Origin of the sequence: Gelidibacter salicanalis, assembly GCF_016469035.1 — a bacterium.
Lineage (GTDB): Bacteria > Bacteroidota > Bacteroidia > Flavobacteriales > Flavobacteriaceae > Gelidibacter > Gelidibacter salicanalis_A.
Genome location: NZ_JAEHJZ010000028.1, coordinates 1 through 23,590, shown reverse-complemented (window position 1 = coordinate 23,590; position 23,590 = coordinate 1). Strand labels below are relative to the sequence as shown.

The window sequence follows — 23,590 nt, the reverse complement described above, 5'->3', positions numbered from 1 at the left end:
GCTTTCAGTTACTGAAGATTATTTGGCAAATAATTGCGTCATATCCTTAAACGCTTTAAATTCTAAAGCGTTTCCTGCTGGATCTTTGAAAAACATCGTCGCTTGTTCTCCTACCTGACCTTCAAAACGGATATAGGGTTCAATAAAGAAGCTTACACCTTTGTTTGATAAACTTTTTGCAAAATCGTGAAATGCGTTCCAGGGCAAGACTACGCCATAGTGTGGCACCGGTACGCTTTTACCATCAACAGTGTTGGTGTGGGTATCTTCAGCAGATTGTGCTTTATAATGGATAACCAATTGGTGACCAAAAAAATTAAAGTCTACCCAATGGTCTGAACTTCTGCCTTCTTCACAATTTAAAGTGTCTCGGTAAAACATTCTGCATTCCTCAAGATTGTGAACAGGAATAGCAATATGAAATGGTGATAGTTTTGAAGTCATTATTTATGCTGCGGGTTCGTCTTTTCTATATTTCAACATGGAGACTCCTGCTATAAAGAATACGCCTCCAAGTATGGCGAGTGCCCAAGCGTTCAATTGCGTAAAGTTATTTCCGAAGATTCCCAATACGCCTAAAATTAAGGCGATCATGCCGCCAATGGTCAAGATTAATGCTAAGATTTTAATCATAAAAGTTATTTTTTAAGGTTTGTTTGGTTTAATTTTAATACTAATTAATTGTCGATTTTGTTAAACTTAAAGAAAATAAAGAACGTAAAACTACAAAAAATATTTATTATCTAGTTAAAGGTTAAAACCCTGCTCCCGATAGCTATCGGGATTCAGTGCAGTTACTTTAGTTTATATAAACATTTAAGAGAATGTTGTCATTTCGACAGAGCGAGGAACGAGTGACGAGAAATCTTATAATAATATGATTTCTCTTCGTACCTCATTCGGAATGACAAACTATTTTCAGAAAAGAATTTCATTCTTTTGTTTAAAACTATGGATTTCCAATCCATGGTGGTTTATTTTCTTTTTCTATGGGTTGGAGAATATGGTTCCTGAATGCTTTTTGAAGAGTCCTCTAAAAGCAAGTTTAAATTTTTAAACTCATTTTCAGTCAATTCGCGATACGTACCAACGGGCATATCTAACTTTATATTCATGATCCGAATGCGCTGTAAAGCTTCAACTTCATAATCCAAATATTCACACATTCTTCGAATTTGTCTGTTCAATCCTTGAGTCAAAATAATTCTGAATTCATAAGTACTCAATTTCTCAACTTTACACTTTTTGCTCACCGTATCCAAAATAGGTACCCCATTAGACATGCGCTCAATAAACGTTTGGGAGATTGGTTTATCAACCGTTACAATATATTCCTTTTCGTGGTTATTGCTGGCTCTTAAAATTTTATTGACAATATCGCCATCATCAGTCATTAAAATTAAGCCCTCACTTGGTTTGTCTAAACGGCCAATAGGGAAGATGCGTTTTGGATATTTTATGTAATCAATAATATTGTCCTTCTCTACTCGAGTGTCAGTAGTACACACAATGCCTATAGGCTTGTTAAAGGCTAAATAGACAAATCCTTCTTTGGTGTCTTTTATAGGTTTGCCATCAACATGAACAACGTCATTTTCTGAAATTTTCGTACCCATTTCAGGAACTTTCCCGTTAATGGTAACACGTCCTGCCTCAATGAGTCTGTCCGCTTCACGACGTGAGCAATACCCAACTTCACTTAAAAATTTATTGATACGTTTTAGATTTTCTTCCATGCCACAAATATAATGGTTTTAAGCACCAATAAAAGCGTAAATATAATCCGCAACCGTTGCGTCGTTTAAAGAATGTCCCAAACCTTTTGTAGTAATGAGCTGGCTGTTCTTAAAACTGTTTTTGAGAAGTAAGGCATCATTGTAAGGAATGATATGATCATCTTGATCGTGAATGATCAATCCTTCAGATTCAATAGTTTCGAGAAATCGGGACGTTGAAAAGCTGTCTGCCGGACTCCCAAAACGTTGATGAATGGTGTGCTGCAATTGGGAAACAATGCGGTGGTTATAGCCTAACATGTCTGTATAACGCTTCATGACATCCTGAAATTCAGATGGTGCTCCCAATAGAATTATTTTTTTCAAGTTGACAAATTGGTACTTATGTTGAAAAAGCGCTGACGCCATGCCGCCCACAGAATGGCCAATAATGATATCTGGAGAAAAACGCTTTGCTACAATATTAATAAATTCAGCATATAAAATGGCGTTAAATATTTTGCTTCCTGATTTTCCATGCCCGGGAGCGTCAAGGGCAATGACATTGTATCCTTTTTTCTTCAACTCTATACTTAACCTTTTCCAACGCGCCGAATTGCTTTCCCAGCCATGGGTCAGTAAAATGGTTTGTCCTGGCCCTGGCCATCGGTAGGTCATAATGTGGTCATCTTGGTACTTCAGTTCTTCTTGAAATGCAGTATTTAAAAAATCAGACTGTTCCTCATTTAGTTTTCCAGCGCGTGGTTTCATGAATAAATACAACGCTTTATCTGCTGCATAAGGTTTTGATACATAGCTCAGCGCATTGTAATAGTTTCCGATTAATTTGATGAGAATTTCCTTCTTAAGCATTGCCATATGAATTAGTCTTCTCTATTGACGAGGTCCATTGAAAATGCAGGAAGGCAAATTGCAAGATAATGGCAAGGTTCAGTATATGGGTTGGAATATTGAACGCGAGTGTTTTTTTGTATTTTTATGGATTCGCCGGCAGATAAAATTACCATCTCGCTGTCAATAATAAATTGTTTTTTACCTCTTATAATGAAAGTATACTCATCAAACTCTGGTGTTTGAAAAGGCTCACTCCAACCCGCTGGTGCAATCATATGGGCAATACTCAGTTGCGAGTTACCATCTGAAGCTCTTCCAAAATGCTCTTTTATAATCTTTCCATCTGTAGTAGGAACCACAAAAGGTGCCGTTTGAATGGTATAAGGTTTATTTGACATACATTTTCAATTTTATAAGGTTCGCATTTTTAGTTGGCAGTTTTCAGTCCTCAGTCTTCAGTCTTCAGTTTACACTTGACGTACATCGTTCTTCCGTCTTCGGTCATCGGTCTTCCGTCTTCAATTTGCATGTTTTTCATCAATCACCAATCCTCCATCTTCCGTCAGCTGAATTATTTCATAGGTTTCCTTTTAATCATCCCGCCTTTGATATCTTTTACAAGCCCCATGATGATAAACGCATTCGCATCAATTTTATCTATTTCAGTGTGAAGTTTCGCTAGTTCGAGCCTGGTGACTACTGTATAAATAATGTCTTTGTTGTAGGCTTCTTCCTGACCACCGTATCCGCCCTTGCCAACATAAATGGTACATGCACGTCTTAATTCTTCAACAATCATTTTTCGAAGCTCCTCATGTTTGTTTGAGATGATGGTTACGCCAACATATTCTTCAACTCCGTCTACCACAAAGTCAACCGTTTTTGCTGCAGAAAGATAGGTTAGAATCGCGTAAAGAGCAATTTCAATGGATAACACATACGCTCCAAATGAAAAGATAATGATATTGATTAATAGAAGAACGTCTCCAATGGTGATGGAGAGTTTTTTGCTCAGCCAAATTGCCAAAACTTCGGTGCCATCAATAACACTGCCGCCTCGCATTGCCAATCCTATTCCCAATCCTAAAAAGAAACCTCCAAAAACTGCAATTAATAAAGGGTCTTCGGTAATGGTGGGATATTCTACGTAATGTACTACCAGTGCCAATATGGCAATGGATATAATGCTTCTTAGTGCGAACTTAACGTTGAATGTTTTTGCTGCAAGAATTAAGAAAGGCAGATTGACCAAGATTAACAAATAACTCAAATCAATTTGGGTGATATTTTCCAAAAGTAGGGAAATCCCTGTAGCGCCTCCATCGATAAACCGATTTGGCAATAAAAATCCTTTCAGACCAAAACCTGCTGAAAATACGCCAATGAGAACATAGATATAATCCTTAATGCCGTGGGCGATTTCAATTTTGATCCGACGCGCTAAAGGAAGGACTTGTTTGTTGCTTATTGTGGTGGATGAATTTTTTGACTCAAGTTTTCTTCGAGCAATCGTAATTAGTAATTTAGAGAAAAATGAACTCATCAGGTCGTGTTAGTGGTTTAATTCCAGTGGATGAAAAAATATTTTATTTTAGCGTTGTCCGGTATTTGAGAAGCTTCTATGTTTAAATTTCTATCGAAACGTAGATTAGACGGCAATTCTTGTTTATCTATCGTAAAGGCGGCATTAATGTCGTCAACACTGACTACAATAGAGTTGATAAGATTATCTATTTTCGAAATTTCATAGGCATCTTGAATGTCTTTGAATGTGCTGGCCGTTGAAATCCCTTCTTCAGTTTTAAAGCGTGGGTCTAAGATGCGCACACTGCTGAAAATAGCAGTAGAATCAGCTCTTTTATTCGGAGACATACTCAGTAGGGCACTACCTTTGCTGTCATAAATATCTATGGTATTGATGCCTCTTGTAAATTCATCGCTACCAATGTAGTTTACAATGGAGTCATTTTCAAAGATGCGTTTTAAATCTTTAATTTGGGTTGAATCAGTCAAACTGCCGATGTTTTGTTTTTGGATTGAAAATGGATCTTGATCTTGTCCACAACTGGTTAATAAAATTGACAATAGAGCAATACAAATAATGGATTTGTGCATTTTTTAATGTTTTAGGGGTCTGCATGGGCAGAATTTTAAATAGAAAATTAATTGGGTTAACGTTTATTTTTCATGACTTTGGATAGGATGCCAAAAACACTTCTGATAAATGTGGCACTGGTCAGTACTTTTACAATCGGATTCATTGCGGTACTGCGGCGTGTAGTTGTGGTTCTTTGTTTGGATTGTGCTTTCTTTAAATCTTCCAACTCCTGTTTCGCTTTCTCCTTCGCATCATCAGCTTCTGCCATTTCAATTTTGCGGTTCAGCATTTCATAGGCGCTGTCTCGATCAATAGTTTCATTGTATTTTTTAACCAATTTCGACTTAGATAATAGGGAAGACAATTCGTTAGTGTCTAAAATATCCATTTGACTCATCGGCGCTCGCATCATAGTGGCGGCTAAAGGCGTAGGACGACCTTTTTCATCTAAGGCGCTCACCAGAGCCTCACCGGTTCCTAATGAGGTTAAAATACTCGCCGTGTCGTAATAATCGGTGTCAGGATAATTTTGAGCGGTCAGCTTAATGGCTTTTCTGTCTTTTGCAGTAAATGCTCTTAAGGCGTGTTGTACTTTCAAACCTAATTGACTTAGTACGGCCTCCGGTACATCGGTAGGATTCTGGGTAACAAAATAAATACCGACCCCTTTACTTCTGATCAACTTAACAATACTCTCAATTTGGTTGAGAAGGGCTTTTGAAGCTTCGTTGAAAATCAAATGGGCTTCGTCAATAAATAAAACAAGTTCGGGTCTTCCCGTATCGCCTTGTTCTGGAAAGGTCGAATATATTTCCGCCAAAAGGCTTAACATAAAGGTCGAGAATAATTTAGGGCGGTCCTGTATGTCTGTCAAACGGATGATATTGATATAGCCTCTGCCGTTTTCGTCAATCCTTAATAAATCGTCAACTTCAAAAGAGGTTTCTCCAAAAAATAAATCGGCACCTTGTTGTTCCAGTTCAATTATTTTCCTGAGTATGGCTCCCGTGGAAGCAGTTGAAATGCGTCCATAAGAGGATTCAAATTCTTCCTTGCCTTCTTGGGTAGCGTATTGTAAAATTTTTTTAAAATCCTTAAGATCTAAAAGCGGCATTTTATGGTCATCGCAGTATTTGAAAATTACCGCAACAATACCGGACTGTGTTTCAGATAAATCGAGAATACGAGACAATAGTACGGGGCCAAATTCGCTTACCGTGGCCCTTAAACGCACCCCATCCTGTTCAGACAAGGTTAAAATTTCAACAGGAAACGCCTTTGGCTCAAATGGCAGTCCGATCTTGGCGTGACGTTCATCTATTTTAGCGTGCCCAGGACTCGGTTGTGCCAATCCGCTCAAATCGCCTTTGATGTCCATTAATAACACAGGAATTCCTTTGTCAGAGAGGTTTTCGGCCAGAACTTGTAATGTTTTTGTTTTTCCGGTTCCAGTAGCACCTGCAATAAGTCCGTGTCTGTTTAATGTTTTTAAAGGCACATTTACAAATGCATTGGTAATGGTTTCCCCATCTAACATAGCAGAACCTAACGTGATAAAATCCCCTTTAGTGGTATTTCCCTCTTGAATATGTTTTAGAAAGTCGTCCTTTTTACTCATTAATTTGAAATTTTGTATAAAAATAGTGTAATTTTATTCAAGTATAAAACATAAGAAATGAAACTTAAATGTCTTAGCACCGTTGTTTTTATCACGATGTTTACATTGAGTTGCACCCAGGCTGTAAATAAAGTTGTGTTTTATACCTCACATGAACCCAAAAAATTAGAGGCACCGTTTAGTGATGTGGTTGCGTATAATGGTCTTTTGTTTTTAAGTGGTCAAGTGGGAATTGACCACAGCACTCGCATGTTGGTTGAAGGTGGTATTACAGAAGAAACCAAACAATGTATTGAAAATATTAAGGCTGTTCTAGGACACCACAATTCGTCATTAGATAAGGTTATTAAATGTACTGTTATATTACGGGATATTGACGATTTTGCGGCATTTAATGAGATTTATAAAACCTATTTTCCTAACAAACCTGCGCGAACTACCTTTGCCGCTAGCGGACTGGCGCTCAATGCCAGTATAGAAATTGAGGTAATTGCTGCTAAATAAAAACTTCTATTCCCTGGCTTTCAATTTCTAAGATTATGAAGTATCTTTGCACGCTATGACGAAAAGTGAAAAACAAGAATTGATTGCCCAAGGTCTCTTGCTACCATTGATGGAGGAGTTTTACACCATTCAAGGGGAGGGATTCCATAAAGGCACCGCTGCTTATTTTATAAGAATTGGTGGTTGTGATGTAGGATGTCATTGGTGTGATGTGAAAGAAAGTTGGGTGGCAGAATTGCATCCGCCAACCATGGCAGATGCTATTGTTGAAAATGCTGTAAAATATAGTAACACGATTGTAATTACTGGTGGTGAACCATTAATGTGGAATATGGATCCGTTAACTTCCAAATTAAAGGAGAAAGGTTTGCAAGTCCATATTGAAACGTCAGGAGCTTACGAGCTTACCGGTACTTGGGATTGGATTTGTTTGTCTCCTAAAAAAATGAAATTACCTACAGAATTGGTTTATGAAAAAGCCAATGAATTAAAGGTGATTGTATATAATAAGGACGATTTTAGATTTGCTGAAGAACAGGCGGCTAAAGTGAATAAGGATTGTATCTTATATCTGCAACCAGAATGGAGCAAACGTGATAAAGTGGTTCCTGAGATTGTGGATTATGTGATGGCTAACCCTAAATGGAAAGTCTCCTTACAAACCCATAAATATTTAAATATTCCATAAAAAAAGAGTCTAGATTTTTTTCTAGACTCTTTTTTTTGTTATGATCATTGCTAGACTTAAAAAGAGATTGGAACCTTCACTCTTGTGGTGCCCCAGCCCATATGCATAACAGCGCCAGATTCTGATTCATCAAAAACAATAGAGAACGCTTCTAAAATATCTTTACTTTGAGATGCAGTCGCTTTCATACGCGCCACATCATGGTCTTGTTTGTAAGTGTATGCTCCCCAAACGTTGATGTCAGAACTTAAGATAACAGTCCACTCTTTTTCACCAGGAATGGTGAATAAGGTATACGTGCCTGGTTTTACTTTGGTGTCTCCAAATGTTACAGGCTTATAAAAGGTAATTTCTGTAGCCTCATTGGCGCCCGTTCTCCAGACTTCATTGTGAGGTACTAATTTAGCCACGTCGCGTCCGTTTAACTGAGGCCGACTATACACAACCTTTACATCTTTTTCAGAAATTTTATAGCTGCCAGGATAGGTTGCCGCGTCCATTGGACTCTTGTCTAAGTCAGGGAATTTTTGTGCATGGGCATTATATGAGAATACTAATGCCAAGGTCAATACTACTGTTTTGATAATTGTTTTCATAGAAGTTTATTTTTTTGTAACGGTTAAATTTAAGATTAATAATATTAAAAATCATTATTGTCCGATAAAGAATTAAGATCGCTGCGCTTATAGAATAAACCTGCCCTTGCCGTCAGGCGGGGAACAGAGATTTGATTATAACTAACTGATGAACAATCGTTATTCTAAATTAAATTTGCCCAATCACTCTAAGTGAAATTGGTTTCAAAAAGCAAGGGACCATTTTTAATATCTCTTACCAGGTCCTACTTTAATAGGCTTTGTAAACTTTTTACTTGTTTTACCGGACACTCATGATTAAAAATGAATATAATTCTGAGATGTATGTTTAAACTTCATGATTATTAACAGCAATACAGTTTTTAAAGCTTATACTTTTATATTAGCTTCTATTATGGTTTTATGGTTTTAATTTGTAACCATTATTATCTTGTTTGTTTTATTATTAGAATGATAAACGCATATTTGCCTAACTATTATAACAAATTAAACATTTAACAAAAGATAAAATCATGTGTGGAATTGTATGTGCCTTTGATTTAAAAGAGAAAGCTGAGGATTTAAGACCTCAATTGTTGGAAATGTCAAAAATTATCCGTCACCGCGGACCAGATTGGAGTGGCATCTATAATAATGATAAAGCTATTATGGCGCATGAGCGTTTGGCTATTGTAGATCCAGCTTCTGGTAAACAACCTTTGGTGAGTGAAGATCAGCGTTTTATTCTGGCAGCCAATGGCGAAATATATAACCACAGAGAATTGAGAAAACAGTTTCCGGACTATACCTTTAAAACTGAAAGCGATTGTGAGGTTATTTTGGCTTTATATCAAGAAAAAGGCGTCGATTTTATAGATGAAATGAACGGAATTTTTGGCTTTGCCATCTATGACGTAGAAAAAGATGAGTACTTCATTGCTCGTGACCATATGGGAATCATTCCCCTTTATATAGGATGGGACCAAAACGGAACGTTCTATGTGGCTTCAGAATTAAAAGCTTTGGAAGGTTATTGTACAACCATTGAATTATTCCCTCCAGGACATTATTTGAGCAGTAAGGACGGAAAGTTCGTGCAATGGTACAAACGTGAATGGACTGAATATGATGCTGTAAAAGAAAATGCAACGAGCATTAGAGCAATTAAAGAAGCTTTAGAAGCCGCCGTGCACCGTCAACTAATGAGTGATGTGCCATACGGTGTATTACTTTCTGGCGGATTGGATTCGTCAGTAACGTCAGCCATCGCAAAGAAGTATGCTGAGAAGCGCATTGAATCTGGTGATACTCAGGCGGCCTGGTATCCGCAATTGCATAGTTTTTCTGTAGGATTGGAAGGTTCTCCAGATTTGGCTGCTGCCCGAAAAGTTGCAGACCATATTGGGACCGTGCACCATGAAATTAAATTTACCATTCAAGAAGGGTTGGATGCTCTGAAAGATGTCATTTACAATCTGGAAACCTATGACGTTACCACTATCCGCGCTAGCACGCCAATGTATCTGATGGCGCGTGTCATCAAATCTATGGGAATTAAAATGGTGTTGTCTGGAGAAGGCGCCGACGAATTATTTGGAGGATATCTCTATTTCCACAAAGCGCCAAACGCCAAGGAATTCCATGAGGAGACCGTTAGAAAATTAAGCAAACTTCATATGTACGATTGTTTACGTGCCAATAAAAGTCTTGCAGCTTGGGGTATTGAAGGTCGCGTACCGTTTTTAGACAAAGAATTTATGGATGTTGCCATGCGTATCAACCCACAAGATAAGATGATTAATGGTGAACGTATGGAAAAATGGGTGGTACGTAAAGCTTTTGAAGACATGCTCCCGGCGAGCGTTGCCTGGAGGCAAAAGGAGCAGTTTAGTGATGGTGTAGGCTATAGCTGGATTGATACGCTAAAACTAATGGTGGACAATGAGGTGACGGATGAGCAATTGGCAAACGCTAAATATAAGTTTCCGTTGCAAACTCCAACAAGTAAAGAAGAGTTTTTCTACAGATCCATTTTTGCTGAACACTTCCCAAGTGATGCAGCTGCCTTGTGTGTGCCGCAAGAAGCTTCGGTAGCCTGTAGCACCAAAATTGCCTTAGAGTGGGATGAGAGTTTTAAAAACATGAATGACCCAAGTGGAAGGGCAGTTGCCAAAGTGCATTCTGATGCTTATGTGAAAGCCTAAATAAAGAAATTTCTCAAATTTGAAAACCTCTAAATCGAGCTTCTGCGAGATTTAGAGGTTTTTCTAATTTTCAGAAGATGTTAAAATATCTTAGAATCTATTTACAGCCATTTTTGAGGTTATTTAAGACACTTTTGAGTAATTAACAAATGTTGATAATTTCAAGAGTTAATGCATAAAATACTTTCAAATGGCGTCACTTTTTGCTATCTTTGTGAGTATCCAAAAATGATGCGCGAGTATCATTTTTTTTATGAAATGAAGTCAACAAAAACTTACTCAAAGGTACGTTTTTTGATCGTGACCATTCGCAATAAATTGGATGACATCGTAAAAATTAAATATAAATAATAGACAATTATATATGAAAGAAGAGTTTAATAAGGATAATTATTCTGCAGACAGTATTCAGGCCCTTGAGGGTATGGAGCACGTGCGTATGCGTCCGTCCATGTATATTGGAGATACTGGTACCAGAGGTTTGCACCATTTGGTGTATGAGGTGGTCGATAACTCTATTGACGAAGCTTTGGCAGGACATTGTAATAATATCAGTGTTACAATCAATGAAGATAATTCAATTACCACTGAAGATGATGGTCGAGGTATTCCAATTGATTTACATAAAAAAGAAGGTGTTTCAGCACTAGAGGTCGTAATGACCAAAATTGGAGCTGGTGGAAAATTCGATAAGGATTCTTACAAAGTTTCCGGTGGACTGCATGGTGTGGGGGTCAGTTGTGTGAACGCATTATCTGAGCATTTAACAGCAACCGTCTACAGAAAAGGAGAAGTCTGGGAACAAGAATACGAGAAAGGGAAACCCATGTATCCTGTTAAGAAGGTTGGTGAGACTGATAAAAGAGGAACGGTTGTAACTTTTAAACCAGATCCAACCATCTTTACCCACACCTTAGAGTACAGTTATGATACCTTGGCCAGCAGAATGCGTGAGTTGGCTTACCTCAATAAAGGCATAACAATCCACTTAATTGATAAGCGTTCTAATAAAGAGGACGGTTCCTTTGAGGGCGAAACCTTTCATTCAGAAGAAGGCCTTAAAGAGTTTATCAAATTTTTAGATAGTAACCGCGAACCGTTAATAAAAGAAGTCATTAATTTTGAAGGCGAAAAAAATGGTGTTCCTGTTGAAGTAGCAATGATTTACAATACGAGTTATGCTGAAAACCTGCATTCTTATGTGAACAACATTAATACACATGAAGGTGGAACGCATTTGTCCGGATTTAGACGTGGTTTAACACATACCCTTAAAAAGTATGCTGATGAATCAGGAATGTTGGATAAATTAAAATTCGAAATTGCTGGTGATGACTTCCGTGAAGGATTAACGGCAATTATTTCAGTAAAGGTTCAAGAACCACAATTTGAAGGTCAGACTAAAACGAAATTAGGAAATCGAGAGGTTTCGGCATCTGTAAGTCAAGCGGTGTCTGAAATGCTTACGGATTACTTGGAGGAACATCCAGAAGACGCTAAAATAATAGTTCAGAAAGTTATTCTAGCCGCTCAAGCGCGCCATGCGGCCCAAAAAGCTCGTGAAATGGTGCAGCGTAAAACCGTCATGAGTATTGGAGGCTTACCTGGAAAATTGAGTGATTGTTCAGAACAGGATCCTGCAAAATGTGAAGTGTTTTTAGTTGAGGGCGATTCTGCAGGTGGAACTGCCAAACAAGGTCGTGATAGAGCATTTCAAGCTATTTTACCCCTACGTGGTAAAATTCTGAATGTTGAAAAAGCAATGTCGCATCGTGTTTTTGAAAACGAAGAGATTAAAAATATCTATACAGCTTTAGGGGTTACTATTGGAACAGAAGAAGATAGTAAAGCCTTAAACCTTTCAAAATTACGTTACCATAAAGTAGTGATTATGTGTGATGCGGATATTGATGGTAGTCATATTGCGACCTTAATTTTGACGTTCTTCTTCAGATATATGAAAGAATTGATTGAAAATGGTCATATTTATATTGCCACTCCACCATTATATTTGGTCAAAAAAGGACAGAAAAAAGAATACGCTTGGAGTGATAAAGAACGTGATAGCATAGCTGAACAGTTTGGCGGTAGTGTTGGAATTCAACGTTACAAAGGTCTTGGAGAGATGAATGCAGAGCAACTTTGGGATACCACCATGAATCCTGATTTCCGCACTTTGCGTCAAATTCAAATTGACAATGGCGCAGAAGCTGACCGTGTGTTCTCAATGTTGATGGGTGATGAAGTGCCACCACGTAGAGAATTTATCGAGAAGAACGCCATATATGCGAACATTGATGCTTAAATAAAATTCATTCTATGAATAATAGGCTTGCCTTGCTTGCATATGAGTGCGTATCAAAAAACGACATGTCGTAAAAAAAAGAACATCCTTAAAATTTTTAAGGATGTTTTTTCGTTTATATATATTCATAAAACTTAAATAATGAAAAAAATTCTTTTTATCCTTTTGACTATCAGTATTTATAATAGTAATTACGCACAAGAGAATATTGACGACTTATTGGCTGCAGGGATCAGCGATGCTAAAAAATTCACTTCAAGTTATATTGCGCCAGCTTCTGGTGGACTAGCTTATGGTATCAATAACGGTTGGTTTAACAATGGGAAATCGCCAAGACGGTATGGATTTGAACTCTCATTAATTGCCAATGTGTCTTTTATAAAAGACAAACATAAAACCTTTGCAATGGATATTGGGGATTACGAAAATATTCGATTTGAGGATAATAGCTCGTCCAAAAATGTAGCTACAGCCTTAGGGCATAATAATCCCGATATCACTGTAATAGTAAGATATGATGATCCTATTTTTGGAAATCAAGAAGCAGAGCTAACCCTGCCAACGGGTGTAGGTTCTACAAATATTAATTTAATTCCAACGGCATTTTTACAAGGTAGTTTCTCACCATTTGAGGGCACACAGATAAAAGCTCGTTTTTTTCCAAAAACAAAAACTGATGAGGCAGAGATAGGCCTGTATGGGGTAGGACTTCAACAGGAATTTACATCTTGGTTGCCAACGGAAAAAATTTTGCCAATAGCCATTTCTGGCTTGGTTGCATATACCCATTTAAATGGCAAATATGACTTTACTAAGGAAGGAATAGTTGAGGGTGAAAATCAATCAGTAAAAACAGAAGTCAATACTTTTCTGGCAGAACTTATTGTGTCAACGAAATTAAACATCATCAATTTTTACGGAGGGTTGGGGTATCTGAACGGGGAATCCACCACCAGCTTATTAGGAACCTATAGAGTATCAAACGGTATTTTGTTTTCTGAAGAAATCATTGATCCATTTAGTATAAAACAAAATGTTTCAGGAATCAGGACAACTGTGGGTGCCAATCTCAAGTTGGGGTTCTTTGGTCTAAACGCAGATTATACTCTTGCAGAATTTGACAGTGCATCCTTGGGTCTTAATTTTTCATTTTAACATTACATCATAGGATCAGCTGTTTAACCAAGAATTTAAATCGCATTTGATTTAAATTTTTTGTAAACGACCAAAAGACTTTCCTTAAATTGTTAGAGTACCGGTGGTTATAAAATTCACTGGTTAACCGTCTGTAAAATTATACGGAAGGCGGGAAAAAAATCTCCGATTTATCGATGTTTTTTAAGGATCTCATATAATAAAACAAAAGCAATTATTTTTCTCTTTTAAGACAATCTTAAATATATTATAGTTTAAAAATGTTAAATTTGTGAAACATTTAATTTTAATATTTTAAACCTAAACACATGAAAGTTACAGTAGTTGGAGCAGGAGCCGTTGGGGCAAGCTGCGCGGAATATATCGCAATTAAAAATTTTGCAAGCGAAGTTGTTTTATTGGACATTAAAGAAGGTTTTGCCGAAGGTAAAGCAATGGACTTAATGCAAACTGCTTCTTTAAACGGTTTTGATACCAAAATAACAGGAGTGACTAGCGATTATTCTAAAACTGCAGATAGTGATATTTGTGTGATAACTTCTGGGATTCCTCGTAAACCAGGAATGACTCGTGAAGAATTGATTGGTATCAATGCGGGTATTGTTAAGGATGTATCTTCCAATTTGATCAAGAATTCTCCAGATACCATCATTATTGTTGTGAGTAATCCTATGGATACCATGACGTATTTGGTTCATAAATCAACAGGTCTTCCAAAACACAGAATTATCGGTATGGGAGGTGCTCTAGATTCGGCACGTTTCAAATACAGACTGGCAGAAGCTTTAGAAGCTCCAATTAGTGATGTTGACGGTATGGTTATTGGCGGACATAGTGACACCGGAATGGTGCCTTTAACGCGATTGGCAACCCGCAACAGTGTTCCTGTAACTGAATTTTTAACTGAAGACAGATTAAGCCAAGTTATGGAAGATACCAAAGTTGGTGGTGCTACACTTACCAAATTATTAGGTACTTCAGCATGGTATGCTCCAGGTGCAGCGGTAAGCGGATTGGTGCAGGCCATTGCTTGCGATCAAAAGAAAATGTTCCCTTGTTCTGTATTATTGGAAGGAGAATATGGATTGAATGACATCTGTATTGGTGCGCCAGTAATTTTAGGTCGTAACGGAATAGAAAAAATTGTAGAAATTGAGTTGAATGATGCTGAAAAAGCGCACATGCAAGAAAGTGCTGAAGGTGTTCGTAAAACCAATGATTTATTATAAGTAATCAACATACTTAAGGGTATAAGTGCCTAAGTGATGCGCTGAAGGATTTCGTTTCTGCGAGAACCATCAGTAAAGTTGCTTAGGCATTTAAGGTTTTAAAACACATCTCATAAAGATGTTGAAGAAATTAATATATTGCCGCATCAAATCAAAAATAAATAAACTATGAAAAAATTACTATTTATATTAACCTTAAGCTTCAGTCTAACGATGTTTGCTCAGGAACAAATTAATGAGGGAATTGTCATTTCAAAACAAACCATGTCCAGCGACAATGAGCAAATGAATGCGCAGTTGGCCATGTTGGGTGATATGATGACCACCACATATTTTAAGAATGATAAAACCCGTTCTGAAACAAGTAACCCAATGACGGGGACAACCGTTTTTATTGGTGATAATGCTACCAAAAAATCATTGATGTTGATGGACAACGCTATGATTGGCAAGAAATTTATGGAGACTGATATGACACCTTCTGAAGCAGATCTTGAAAATGTGAGCATTGAGAAAACCAACGAAACTAAAACGATTCTTGGTTACGAGTGTGTAAAATACAATGTGACCATGAAAAAAGACGGTGCTGATGTTAAGGGAGCCATCTATGCAACTGATAAATTACACGCCATTTCACAACAAACAACGGCGTTTGGAGATGATTTTAAAGGGTTTCCTATGTACATGTCTTTGGCTTTAGAACAGCAAGGCTTTAAAATGGATTTGGTTACTGAAGTTACCGAGGTGAAAGCAGAAAATGTAGCGGATGAAAAATTCAATATGACCCCACCTGAAGGGTATACAAAAACTGATAACCTTATCGGAATGTAAACCTTTGTAAATAAAACAATAAAACTTATAAATTGTAGAAATACTCCCGGTAGCTATCGGGATTTTTTTTTATATATTTGCCGCTTGAAAGTCCACTGCAAAATTCCACAATGAAATCTTCAAATGGACACAAAATATAACTGTTGAAACCTATTCAAAATATACAGATACATTCCAAATGGTACCTTAGTGCAGCAGTGATTTTTCTAGCTGTGTTAGGGAGCATAGTAGGACAACAGCACGCAACAGTTGCAAATCAAGAAATTGTATTGCAGTTTAGCAATGCCGATATTTCTTCAATAGATGTGCAGCAAACTATTGCTATTGTTGAAGAGCAATTGCAGCGCATTGGTGTGGCCAATATTCATGTGAGTGACCAGGAAGATGGTAAAATGGTCATCAGTTATTACAGTAGCGCCAATGTGGCGCATATTAAAGAAATTCTTTCTAAACAAAAGGATCTGGCTTTAGGTCTTGTCTCAGACGAAAAGAGCAAACAACCTCTAAAGTTGCCTTCCAATAATCAATCCATAGCGTATAATCTAGATGTATATGAAATTCAGGATGGTCAACATGCTGTATCTAATCTGGGAGGTAAGAGTGCTGTTGAGCTTAAGTCAGGACAATACCGATTTTTAAATCCTAATTTTTATATTCCTTCTGAGGATAGCTATAGCGATGAAAATGCACCAATTCTAAGAATTAAGGCTGCCATTCAATGTTACATCGCTATAAAGAAAGATAATAACTTACATAAAATCCCTGAAGTCAGGGCAGGCCCCATGTCGTAAGGGCTAGAAGTTATCTCGTACGATATTCTACTTCTATTCTATAGTTTCTTCAACAGTGTTTCCATCATACAAAAAGTCAGCGTTTAGTAGGGCTTTGTAAACACTGCACAAATCGTACATATTCATAAAAAACAATTGTCAAATCGGCCGTAAATTCTATATTTGCGCGTTCAAAAAATTTGACTTAAAAAAAATAAAGTAATGCAAAACAAAGGATTAGTAAAGCTGTTTGCTGTGTTATTTGGGTTGGTGAGTATTTACCAATTATCATTTACATTCAAAGCTAACCAAATTGAAGATCGTGCTGAACAAATCGCAGCGCTCAAATCTGACGACCCAACAAAAAGGGCTGAAGATGAAACGAGATATTTAGACTCCTTGTCAAATCAGAAAGTGTTTGATATTGGAATTGCTAGTTTTACCTACAATGAGGTAAAGGATAAAGCCATGAATTTGGGTCTTGACCTTAAAGGTGGTATTAACGTTATTCTTGAAATTTCTGTAAAAGATATTTTAAAGGGCCTTTCCAACAACAGTAAAGATCCTGTCTTCAACAAGGCTTTAGATGACGCTTCTGAACTTCAGAAAAATAGTCAAAACTCATATGTTGAGGACTTTTTTATCGCTTTTGATAAAATAAAAGGCAATCAAAAATTGGCTTCTCCTGATATTTTTGCCAACAGAACGTTGAGTGAAGAGATCACTTTTGATATGTCTGATCAGGACGTTCAGCCAATCATTGAGCAAAAAGTTGATGAGTCTATCATTTCTGCATTTGAAGTACTGCGTAAGCGTATAGACAAATTTGGGGTAACATCTCCAAACATTCAACGATTGGGCAATACGGGACGTATTCTTGTAGAGCTTCCAGGAGCTAAAGATATCGAGCGTATTAAAAACTTATTACAAAGTACAGCGCAATTAGAGTTTTGGGATGTGTATAAAGGTGAAGAATTTCTTCCGTTCTTGGCACAGGCCAACGAAACTTTAAAGCCATTAGTTAATAAAAATGCTCAAAGCGAAGTAGCTGCTTCTGAAATTGTAACAGATACAATTGACGATGCTGATAGTAAAATTGCAGAATTAACAGGTGTCACGTCAACAGACTCTACGGAAGTTGGAGAAAACCCAATCTTAGATTTATTAAGAGGGTACGGTTCTGGTGGCCCGGTTGTGGCAACATTTGAAGCGAATGACAAAGACAAAATCATGTCTTACTTAAACATGCCAGAAGTGCGTTCTCTATTACCGGCAGAACAACGCTACGTAAAATTTGCGTGGGGCATTCAAGCTAAAAACAGTGAGTTTGTTGATTTATATGCAGTAAAAGGCAATAGAGAAAACACACCTGAATTAAGTGGAGCGGTTATTACCGACGCGAGTCAACAATATACCCAAAGAAATCAACCTTCTGTAAGCATGCAAATGAACAGTAAAGGGGCGAAGATTTGGGAAGAAATGACTGGAAGAGCCTATGCGCAACAAAGTCAAATTGCTATTTTACTTGATGATATTGTATATTCTGCTCCTGGAGTTACGACAGGTGCAATTTCAGGTGGAAATTCAGAGATTTCTGGATCTTTTACATTGAATGAAGCTATTGACTTGGCCAACGTGCTAAGAGCTGGTAAACTTCCTGCAAAAGCAGCCATTGTTCAGGCAGATGAAGTTGGTGCCTCTTTAGGTCAAGAAGCTATTGAAAGTGGTACTACCTCATTCTTGATTGCATTGTCATTAGTATTGGTTTGGATGATCATGTATTATGGTAAAGGAGGCTTATTTGCTGATATTGCCTTATTGTTGAACATCTTATTGATCTTTGGGGTGCTTTCCGGATTGGGAGCTGTATTAACGCTTCCTGGTTTAGCGGGTATCGTATTGACCATTGGTATGTCAGTAGATGCGAACGTGCTTATTTTTGAACGTATTAAGGAAGAGTTGGCCAAAGGAAAAGGTCAAGCAGAAGCTATTAAAGATGGATTTAGTAATGCCTTGTCTTCAATCTTAGATGCGAACATTACCACCTTATTAACGGCAATCATCTTATTTGTGTTTGGTACAGGTCCTATTAAAGGATTCGCAACAACCTTAATCATTGGTATTGTGACCTCATTATTTACCGCAATATTCATCACAAGATTGCTGGTAGACTGGTACGTTGCTAAAGGAAAAGGTTTGACGTTTACAACGTCGGCTACTAAAGGGCTTTTCCAAAATATGAAGATTGATTTCATCAACAAAAGAAAAGTAGCGTATATCATTTCTACGGTAGCTATTATCTTAAGTTTGTTCTCTTTATTTACTAATGGATTAGATCAGGGTATTGATTTTGTTGGAGGAAGAACCTATCAAGTACGTTTTGCACAAGACGTAAATCCAGAAGAAGTTAAAGCAGATGTTTTAGAAGCCTTTGGTAGTGCGGAGGTGAAAACAATTGGTAGCTCCCATCAACTAAAAATTTCTACAAAATATTTGGTAGATGAAAATACTGCTGAAGCTGATGAACGTGTACAAGCAGAACTTTTTGAAACCTTAAGACCATACCTTCCAAAAGGAATTACTTACGACGAATTTAAAGTAGGTTCTGACGAGAAGAAAATTGGTAAGATGTTCTCAAGTAAAGTGAGTCCAACCATTGCAGATGATATTAAAAGAGAGTCTTTATGGGCTGTTTTAGGATCGTTAGTAGTAGTTTTCCTGTATATTTTATTACGTTTCAAGAGATGGCAGTTCTCATTGGGTGCAGTTGCGGCGGTATTCCATGATGTGATTATTGTATTGGGCATCTTCTCATTTACCTATTCCTTTATGCCGTTCTCCATGGAGATTGACCAAGCATTCATTGCAGCCATCTTAACGGTAATTGGTTACTCTTTGAATGATACGGTGATTATCTTTGATAGAATTAGAGAAACCATTTTAGAACGTGGCGGTTTTAAAGGTGGTAAGAATATCAACTTTGCAATCAACAGTACCATCAGTAGAACCTTGAATACGTCTTTAACAACTTTGGTTGTATTGTTGGCAATGTTCTTGTTGGGTGCTGATTCATTAAGAGGATTGTTGTTCGCAATTATTGTTGGTATCGTAGTAGGTACCTATTCTTCAATCTTTGTAGCAACCCCATTAATGTATGACACTTTAAAAGATAAAGGAGAAAGCATTGATGAACATTCAAAAATATAACATGTAGTATGTTAGTTATAGAAAAAGCCACTTTTAGAGTGGCTTTTTTTTGTGCGATTATACTGAATCAGATATGTAGGTCATTTGGGTAATTTTCTATGAAACTATACTGCTATAACGGACAATTTGAGATGGCCACATTCATGCAATGACCTTGAGCTTTATTGGCAAGTCTGGTTATAAAAAGAAGTGAATGTTTCTGTGGAATAGAGCCTAAGCATATGTAAAGAAGGTCACGCATTCTAACACAAGCCTCTAAGGGAAAGTATCCTTGTTTTGGAAAAGTTATTTACGCTCTACATTATACATTAAAGGAATGACTCTTATTTTTAACTTCACCTTCAACTTCAATTCACCCTTTGGTACTCTATTTTATCGCCAATCTCCAATTGCCATTCATCTGCTAGGCCAGCATTGATTTCGAGAACATATTTGGCAGGAACGTTAGACGGTAAGGAAGCTTCACTGAAAGGTTGTGCATTTTTTTGAAAACTTACGATGTTCTTATCAGCATCGATATAGATAATGTCTAAAGCAATTTTGGTATTCTTCATATAGAAAGAGTGGTAATCTGCTTCAGGGAACACAAAGAGCATTCCGTGGTTTTGATCCATTTGATCGCGATACATCAAACCTGTTTGGGTTTGGTAATCATCATCCGCAATTTCAATATCTAAGTGTTTAACAATGCTATCGTTAGCTTTTTTAAGCACTAGTTCGCCTTCTTTTTTGAATTCTATAACGACTGGTTCAATCGTTTTTTGCTCTTCTTTACAACTCTGAAACTGAACGCAGCAAGCACCTAAAGTAAGCATTGCTACCGTTTTAAATGCACGTAATGTCATTAGGCGAGCGGTTTTTTGGATTTATATATAAACATAAAATACAAACCAATCAGTATAAAAGGGATACTTAACATCTGACCGGTGTTGAGTGCCGAGGTCGCAATATATTCATGTTCACTTTGTGGTTCTTTAACGAATTCCACAAAAAATCTAATGGCCCAAAGTAGCACTAGAAACAGTCCGAATAGGAAGCCCTGTTGCTCGCTTTTTTTCGTTTTCCAGTAGAAGTACCATAGCGCTATAAATACAAAAATATAGCAGAAGGCTTCATAAAGTTGTGCTGGATGTCTCGGGAAGGCTTCTCCATTTTGGGCAAAAACTACCCCAAAATCTGTGCCTGTTGGTTTACCAACAATTTCAGAATTGATAAAGTTACCCAACCTGACAAAAACAGCACCTGCAGCTACAGGAACCACTACGCGGTCTAAGATCCAGAGAACTGATTTGTGCAATACTTTTTTGTTATAGAGGTACATGGAGATGATCATCCCAATTGCGGCGCCATGACTCGCTAAACCTTGAAAGCCGGTAAATTCGAAACCACCTTTAAACTTGACAGGCAAAAATATGCTGAAAAAATCTTCACTAAACAATTCGCGTTGGTAGAAGATAACATGCCCCAATCGTGCACCTAACATAATCCCGATAACGGAATATATAAATAAAGAGTCTAAAGATTCTTCAGATTGGTTTTCCTGCTTGTAAATACGTTTCATTATAAAGAAACCTAATATAAAAGCTACAATCCACATCATACTATAAAAGTGCAATGTAAAACCAAGAATATCGATGCCTTTGGTCGGGTCCCAGACAATTTTAAGTGCGTGCATGCTGTATAATTTAATTAGAAGGGTAAATATAATATTTTGAAAAGTAATAAGCATGAATGCTCTTAAAATTTACAAAAGCTTTAGTAAAGAGGGTAGTGTTTTTGATGCGATGAAGAATCTAACTTCAAAGCTTATATTGATAGGTAGAGATTATAACAGCTACGAAATAATTCGAAACTTAATGTTTGTGCTTTTCTGGTACAGGATCATAACCACTTCCGCCCCAAGGATTGCAACTAAAAATACGCTTCGTAGCCAACCAGCCGCCTTTAAAAAGTCCGTGTTTTTCTAAAGCCACTTTCGAATATTGCGAACAGGTTGGCTGATACCTACAACTTGATGGGGTTAAGGGTGAGATAAAAGTTTGATAGACCTTAATCAGCAATAAAAACGGGTATGTTAAAATCTTCTTCAATGTTTTTATATTGAATTTTCCTGTGATCTGCAGAAAAGTTAAAACTCTAAACTGAGTTATGTATCCTACTTATATTATCGCCACGTTTTAGTTGGTCATAAATGTGGTGCCTTCTTTACCGTCATTTAACTGAATGCCTGCTGCAGCCAATTCATCACGAATTTTATCAGACATGGCAAAGTCTTTATTGGCTCTTGCTTGCTGTCTCAATTGAATCAATAATTCGACGGCGCCAGAAAGTTTTTCTGCTCCATTTTCAGACTCATTCACATTAACCAGCCCTAAAATGTCAAAAGTGAACGTATGCACTGTGGATTTTAGGAGGTCCAAATCATCTTGTGTAATGGTAGCCGTTCCTTCTTTTATTTGATTGATATATTTTACGGCCTCAAATAAATTAGCGATGAGTATTGGCGAATTAAAGTCGTCATTCATGGCGTCATAACATTTCTGTTGCCAAGCTTTGATGTCAAACGTTGAGGTAGTAGCGGGCTTTAAATCCTCTAGAGCAGTAATAGCGTCCATCAATCTGAAAAATCCTTTCTCACTGGCTAGAAGACCGTTGTTGGTGAAATCTAAAATACTTCTGTAATGCGCTTGGAGCATAAAAAAACGAGCTACACTTGGCGAAAATGATTTGGTAATGTGTGGATTGTCTCCAGAAAAAATCTCAGTAGGTAAAATGAAATTTCCCGTAGATTTTGCCATTTTTTTACCGTTCATGATCAGCATATTGGCGTGCATCCAATAGTTTACGGGTGGTTTACCATTACTAGCTTCCGCCTGTGCGATTTCGCACTCATGATGTGGGAATTTTAAATCCATGCCACCACCATGGATGTCAAATTGTTCACCCAGATATTTGGTGCTCATGGCTGTACATTCCAAATGCCAACCAGGAAAACCGTCACTCCAAGGTGAAGGCCAGCGCATAATATGCCGTGGTTCAGCTTTCTTCCAAAGTGCAAAATCCTGTGGGTTTTTTTTGTCTGATTGACCATCAAGCTCACGAGAATTATGCATCAAATCTTCAACATTACGCTTGCTCAAAATTCCGTAAGGCTTGGTTTCATTATATTTTAAAACATCAAAATATACAGAACCATTCACCTCATAAGCCAATCCTTTATTTAGAATGTTTTTGATTATTTCAATCTGTTCTATAATATGTCCTGTGGCTGTAGGCTCAATACTGGGCGGTAAAAAATTGAATTTATTTAGGATGTTGTGAAAGTCCACCGTATAGCGCTGAACAACTTCCATGGGTTCAATTTCCTCTAAACGCGCTTTTTTTGCAATACGGTCTTCACCTTCGTCAGCATCATTTTCAAGATGTCCTGCATCTGTTATGTTTCTTACAAACCGCACTTTATATCCTAAATGTTTGAGATATCTAAAAATGACATCAAAAGATAAAAATGTGCGCACATTTCCTAAATGCACATTGCTATAGACTGTTGGTCCGCAGACATACATGCCAACGTAACCCTCACTAATAGGTGTAAATAGTTCTTTTTCTCCTGATAAGGAGTTATAGATTTTTATGTGCTGTTTGTCGTAAAGATGCATTGTAGCGATTTGTTTTTTATTTAAAATGTCAATGTTTAATGTTGAGCGGTTAAATTAGTGAAACTCAATTTTTAAAAGTTGCGAAGCAATGAATTAAAAATTGTTAGTTGAACTAATCCCGCTTTTTAGCGGGATCCTTTGGTTTTATTCCCCGACGCTCTGCGTCGAAATAAAAAG

22 protein-coding genes are annotated in these 23,590 nt (G+C 37.3%); 9 read left to right on the top strand and 13 right to left on the bottom strand.

Features of this window, described 5'->3' with window-relative positions:
* Positions 1-18: 18 nt before the first annotated feature.
* The 8 genes from JEM65_RS11570 to JEM65_RS11535 all read right to left on the bottom strand — a co-directional run bounded on the left by JEM65_RS11570 (position 19) and on the right by JEM65_RS11535 (position 6,286).
* Complete coding sequence (locus JEM65_RS11570) at positions 19-444, bottom strand: VOC family protein (protein WP_199599609.1); 426 nt, start codon at positions 442-444, stop codon at positions 19-21.
* A 3-nt stretch (positions 445-447) separates the two neighbouring features.
* Positions 448-633, bottom strand: coding sequence for a hypothetical protein (locus JEM65_RS11565; RefSeq protein ID WP_199599607.1), 186 nt, complete (start codon positions 631-633; stop codon positions 448-450).
* A 341-nt stretch (positions 634-974) separates the two neighbouring features.
* Positions 975-1,736, bottom strand: a complete 762-nt coding sequence (gene rluF / locus JEM65_RS11560) for a 23S rRNA pseudouridine(2604) synthase RluF (RefSeq protein ID WP_199599605.1) — start codon at positions 1,734-1,736, stop codon at positions 975-977.
* Positions 1,737-1,754: 18 nt separating this feature from the next.
* Positions 1,755-2,588, bottom strand: a complete 834-nt coding sequence (locus JEM65_RS11555; RefSeq protein WP_199599603.1) for an alpha/beta hydrolase — start codon at positions 2,586-2,588, stop codon at positions 1,755-1,757.
* 11 nt (positions 2,589-2,599) lie between these two features.
* Entirely contained in the window at positions 2,600-2,968 is a 369-nt protein-coding gene (locus JEM65_RS11550; RefSeq protein ID WP_199599601.1) for a cupin domain-containing protein, read from the bottom strand.
* A 173-nt stretch (positions 2,969-3,141) separates the two neighbouring features.
* Positions 3,142-4,113: a YitT family protein gene (locus JEM65_RS11545; protein WP_199599599.1), complete on the bottom strand. Its 972-nt coding sequence runs from the start codon at positions 4,111-4,113 to the stop codon at positions 3,142-3,144.
* 17 nt (positions 4,114-4,130) lie between these two features.
* Positions 4,131-4,685 (bottom strand): hypothetical protein, encoded by a 555-nt coding sequence (locus JEM65_RS11540; RefSeq protein ID WP_199599597.1) that lies wholly within the window; start codon positions 4,683-4,685, stop codon positions 4,131-4,133.
* Between the two features lie 56 nt (positions 4,686-4,741).
* Positions 4,742-6,286 (bottom strand): helicase HerA-like domain-containing protein, encoded by a 1,545-nt coding sequence (locus JEM65_RS11535; protein WP_199599595.1) that lies wholly within the window; start codon positions 6,284-6,286, stop codon positions 4,742-4,744.
* Positions 6,287-6,343: 57 nt separating this feature from the next.
* On the opposite strand from JEM65_RS11535, the gene JEM65_RS11530 reads away from it, so the two are divergent.
* A complete protein-coding gene (locus tag JEM65_RS11530) occupies positions 6,344-6,790 on the top strand; it encodes a RidA family protein (protein ID WP_199599593.1) in 447 nt (148 codons plus the stop codon).
* Between the two features lie 55 nt (positions 6,791-6,845).
* Complete coding sequence (locus tag JEM65_RS11525) at positions 6,846-7,478, top strand: 7-carboxy-7-deazaguanine synthase QueE (RefSeq protein WP_199599591.1); 633 nt, start codon at positions 6,846-6,848, stop codon at positions 7,476-7,478.
* 56 nt (positions 7,479-7,534) lie between these two features.
* Here JEM65_RS11525 and JEM65_RS11520 read toward each other — a convergent pair whose 3' ends face one another.
* Complete coding sequence (locus JEM65_RS11520; RefSeq protein ID WP_199599590.1) at positions 7,535-8,074, bottom strand: DUF2911 domain-containing protein; 540 nt, start codon at positions 8,072-8,074, stop codon at positions 7,535-7,537.
* Between the two features lie 512 nt (positions 8,075-8,586).
* Here JEM65_RS11520 and asnB point away from each other — a divergent pair.
* From asnB to secDF, 7 genes are all read left to right on the top strand, one after another.
* A complete protein-coding gene (asnB, locus tag JEM65_RS11515) occupies positions 8,587-10,257 on the top strand; it encodes an asparagine synthase B (RefSeq protein WP_199599588.1) in 1,671 nt (556 codons plus the stop codon).
* Between the two features lie 364 nt (positions 10,258-10,621).
* Entirely contained in the window at positions 10,622-12,562 is a 1,941-nt protein-coding gene (gene gyrB / locus JEM65_RS11510; RefSeq protein ID WP_199599586.1) for a DNA topoisomerase (ATP-hydrolyzing) subunit B, read from the top strand.
* Between the two features lie 141 nt (positions 12,563-12,703).
* Positions 12,704-13,717: a DUF6588 family protein gene (locus JEM65_RS11505; protein WP_199599584.1), complete on the top strand. Its 1,014-nt coding sequence runs from the start codon at positions 12,704-12,706 to the stop codon at positions 13,715-13,717.
* A 308-nt stretch (positions 13,718-14,025) separates the two neighbouring features.
* A complete protein-coding gene (mdh, locus tag JEM65_RS11500) occupies positions 14,026-14,946 on the top strand; it encodes a malate dehydrogenase (RefSeq protein ID WP_199599582.1) in 921 nt (306 codons plus the stop codon).
* 168 nt (positions 14,947-15,114) lie between these two features.
* Entirely contained in the window at positions 15,115-15,777 is a 663-nt protein-coding gene (locus JEM65_RS11495) for a DUF4412 domain-containing protein (RefSeq protein ID WP_199599580.1), read from the top strand.
* A 143-nt stretch (positions 15,778-15,920) separates the two neighbouring features.
* Positions 15,921-16,568, top strand: coding sequence for a hypothetical protein (locus tag JEM65_RS11490; protein ID WP_199599578.1), 648 nt, complete (start codon positions 15,921-15,923; stop codon positions 16,566-16,568).
* 201 nt (positions 16,569-16,769) lie between these two features.
* Entirely contained in the window at positions 16,770-19,754 is a 2,985-nt protein-coding gene (gene secDF, locus JEM65_RS11485; protein WP_199599576.1) for a protein translocase subunit SecDF, read from the top strand.
* Positions 19,755-20,101: 347 nt separating this feature from the next.
* On the opposite strand, the gene JEM65_RS11480 is transcribed toward secDF, so the two are convergent.
* The 4 genes from JEM65_RS11480 to cysS form a co-directional block, all read right to left on the bottom strand.
* Entirely contained in the window at positions 20,102-20,599 is a 498-nt protein-coding gene (locus tag JEM65_RS11480) for a DUF192 domain-containing protein (RefSeq protein WP_199599568.1), read from the bottom strand.
* Entirely contained in the window at positions 20,599-21,429 is an 831-nt protein-coding gene (gene lgt, locus JEM65_RS11475; protein ID WP_199599566.1) for a prolipoprotein diacylglyceryl transferase, read from the bottom strand. The genes JEM65_RS11480 and lgt overlap by 1 nt, the downstream gene beginning before the upstream one ends.
* A 178-nt stretch (positions 21,430-21,607) precedes the next feature.
* Positions 21,608-21,844, bottom strand: coding sequence for a membrane protein insertion efficiency factor YidD (yidD, locus tag JEM65_RS11470; RefSeq protein WP_199599564.1), 237 nt, complete (start codon positions 21,842-21,844; stop codon positions 21,608-21,610).
* Between the two features lie 87 nt (positions 21,845-21,931).
* Positions 21,932-23,413, bottom strand: a complete 1,482-nt coding sequence (gene cysS, locus JEM65_RS11465; protein WP_199599562.1) for a cysteine--tRNA ligase — start codon at positions 23,411-23,413, stop codon at positions 21,932-21,934.
* Between the last annotated feature and the right edge of the window lie 177 nt (positions 23,414-23,590).

Excerpts from the sequence above, each read along its gene's own strand:
- JEM65_RS11535 (WP_199599595.1), bottom strand. The coding sequence starts at position 6,286 with ATGAGTAAAAAGGACGACTTTCTAAAACATATTCAAGAGGGAAATACC.
- JEM65_RS11520 (WP_199599590.1), bottom strand. The coding sequence starts at position 8,074 with ATGAAAACAATTATCAAAACAGTAGTATTGACCTTGGCATTAGTATTC.
- mdh (WP_199599582.1), top strand. The coding sequence starts at position 14,026 with ATGAAAGTTACAGTAGTTGGAGCAGGAGCCGTTGGGGCAAGCTGCGCG.
- JEM65_RS11545 (WP_199599599.1), bottom strand. The coding sequence starts at position 4,113 with ATGAGTTCATTTTTCTCTAAATTACTAATTACGATTGCTCGAAGAAAA.
- cysS (WP_199599562.1), bottom strand. The coding sequence starts at position 23,413 with ATGCATCTTTACGACAAACAGCACATAAAAATCTATAACTCCTTATCA.
- JEM65_RS11550 (WP_199599601.1), bottom strand. The coding sequence starts at position 2,968 with ATGTCAAATAAACCTTATACCATTCAAACGGCACCTTTTGTGGTTCCT.
- JEM65_RS11565 (WP_199599607.1), bottom strand. The coding sequence starts at position 633 with ATGATTAAAATCTTAGCATTAATCTTGACCATTGGCGGCATGATCGCC.
- JEM65_RS11495 (WP_199599580.1), top strand. The coding sequence starts at position 15,115 with ATGAAAAAATTACTATTTATATTAACCTTAAGCTTCAGTCTAACGATG.
- secDF (WP_199599576.1), top strand. The coding sequence starts at position 16,770 with ATGCAAAACAAAGGATTAGTAAAGCTGTTTGCTGTGTTATTTGGGTTG.
- JEM65_RS11505 (WP_199599584.1), top strand. The coding sequence starts at position 12,704 with ATGAAAAAAATTCTTTTTATCCTTTTGACTATCAGTATTTATAATAGT.
- rluF (WP_199599605.1), bottom strand. The coding sequence starts at position 1,736 with ATGGAAGAAAATCTAAAACGTATCAATAAATTTTTAAGTGAAGTTGGG.
- gyrB (WP_199599586.1), top strand. The coding sequence starts at position 10,622 with ATGAAAGAAGAGTTTAATAAGGATAATTATTCTGCAGACAGTATTCAG.
- JEM65_RS11525 (WP_199599591.1), top strand. The coding sequence starts at position 6,846 with ATGACGAAAAGTGAAAAACAAGAATTGATTGCCCAAGGTCTCTTGCTA.
- JEM65_RS11555 (WP_199599603.1), bottom strand. The coding sequence starts at position 2,588 with ATGCTTAAGAAGGAAATTCTCATCAAATTAATCGGAAACTATTACAAT.
- JEM65_RS11530 (WP_199599593.1), top strand. The coding sequence starts at position 6,344 with ATGAAACTTAAATGTCTTAGCACCGTTGTTTTTATCACGATGTTTACA.
- asnB (WP_199599588.1), top strand. The coding sequence starts at position 8,587 with ATGTGTGGAATTGTATGTGCCTTTGATTTAAAAGAGAAAGCTGAGGAT.
- JEM65_RS11570 (WP_199599609.1), bottom strand. The coding sequence starts at position 444 with ATGACTTCAAAACTATCACCATTTCATATTGCTATTCCTGTTCACAAT.
- JEM65_RS11480 (WP_199599568.1), bottom strand. The coding sequence starts at position 20,599 with ATGACATTACGTGCATTTAAAACGGTAGCAATGCTTACTTTAGGTGCT.
- lgt (WP_199599566.1), bottom strand. The coding sequence starts at position 21,429 with ATGCACGCACTTAAAATTGTCTGGGACCCGACCAAAGGCATCGATATT.
- JEM65_RS11540 (WP_199599597.1), bottom strand. The coding sequence starts at position 4,685 with ATGCACAAATCCATTATTTGTATTGCTCTATTGTCAATTTTATTAACC.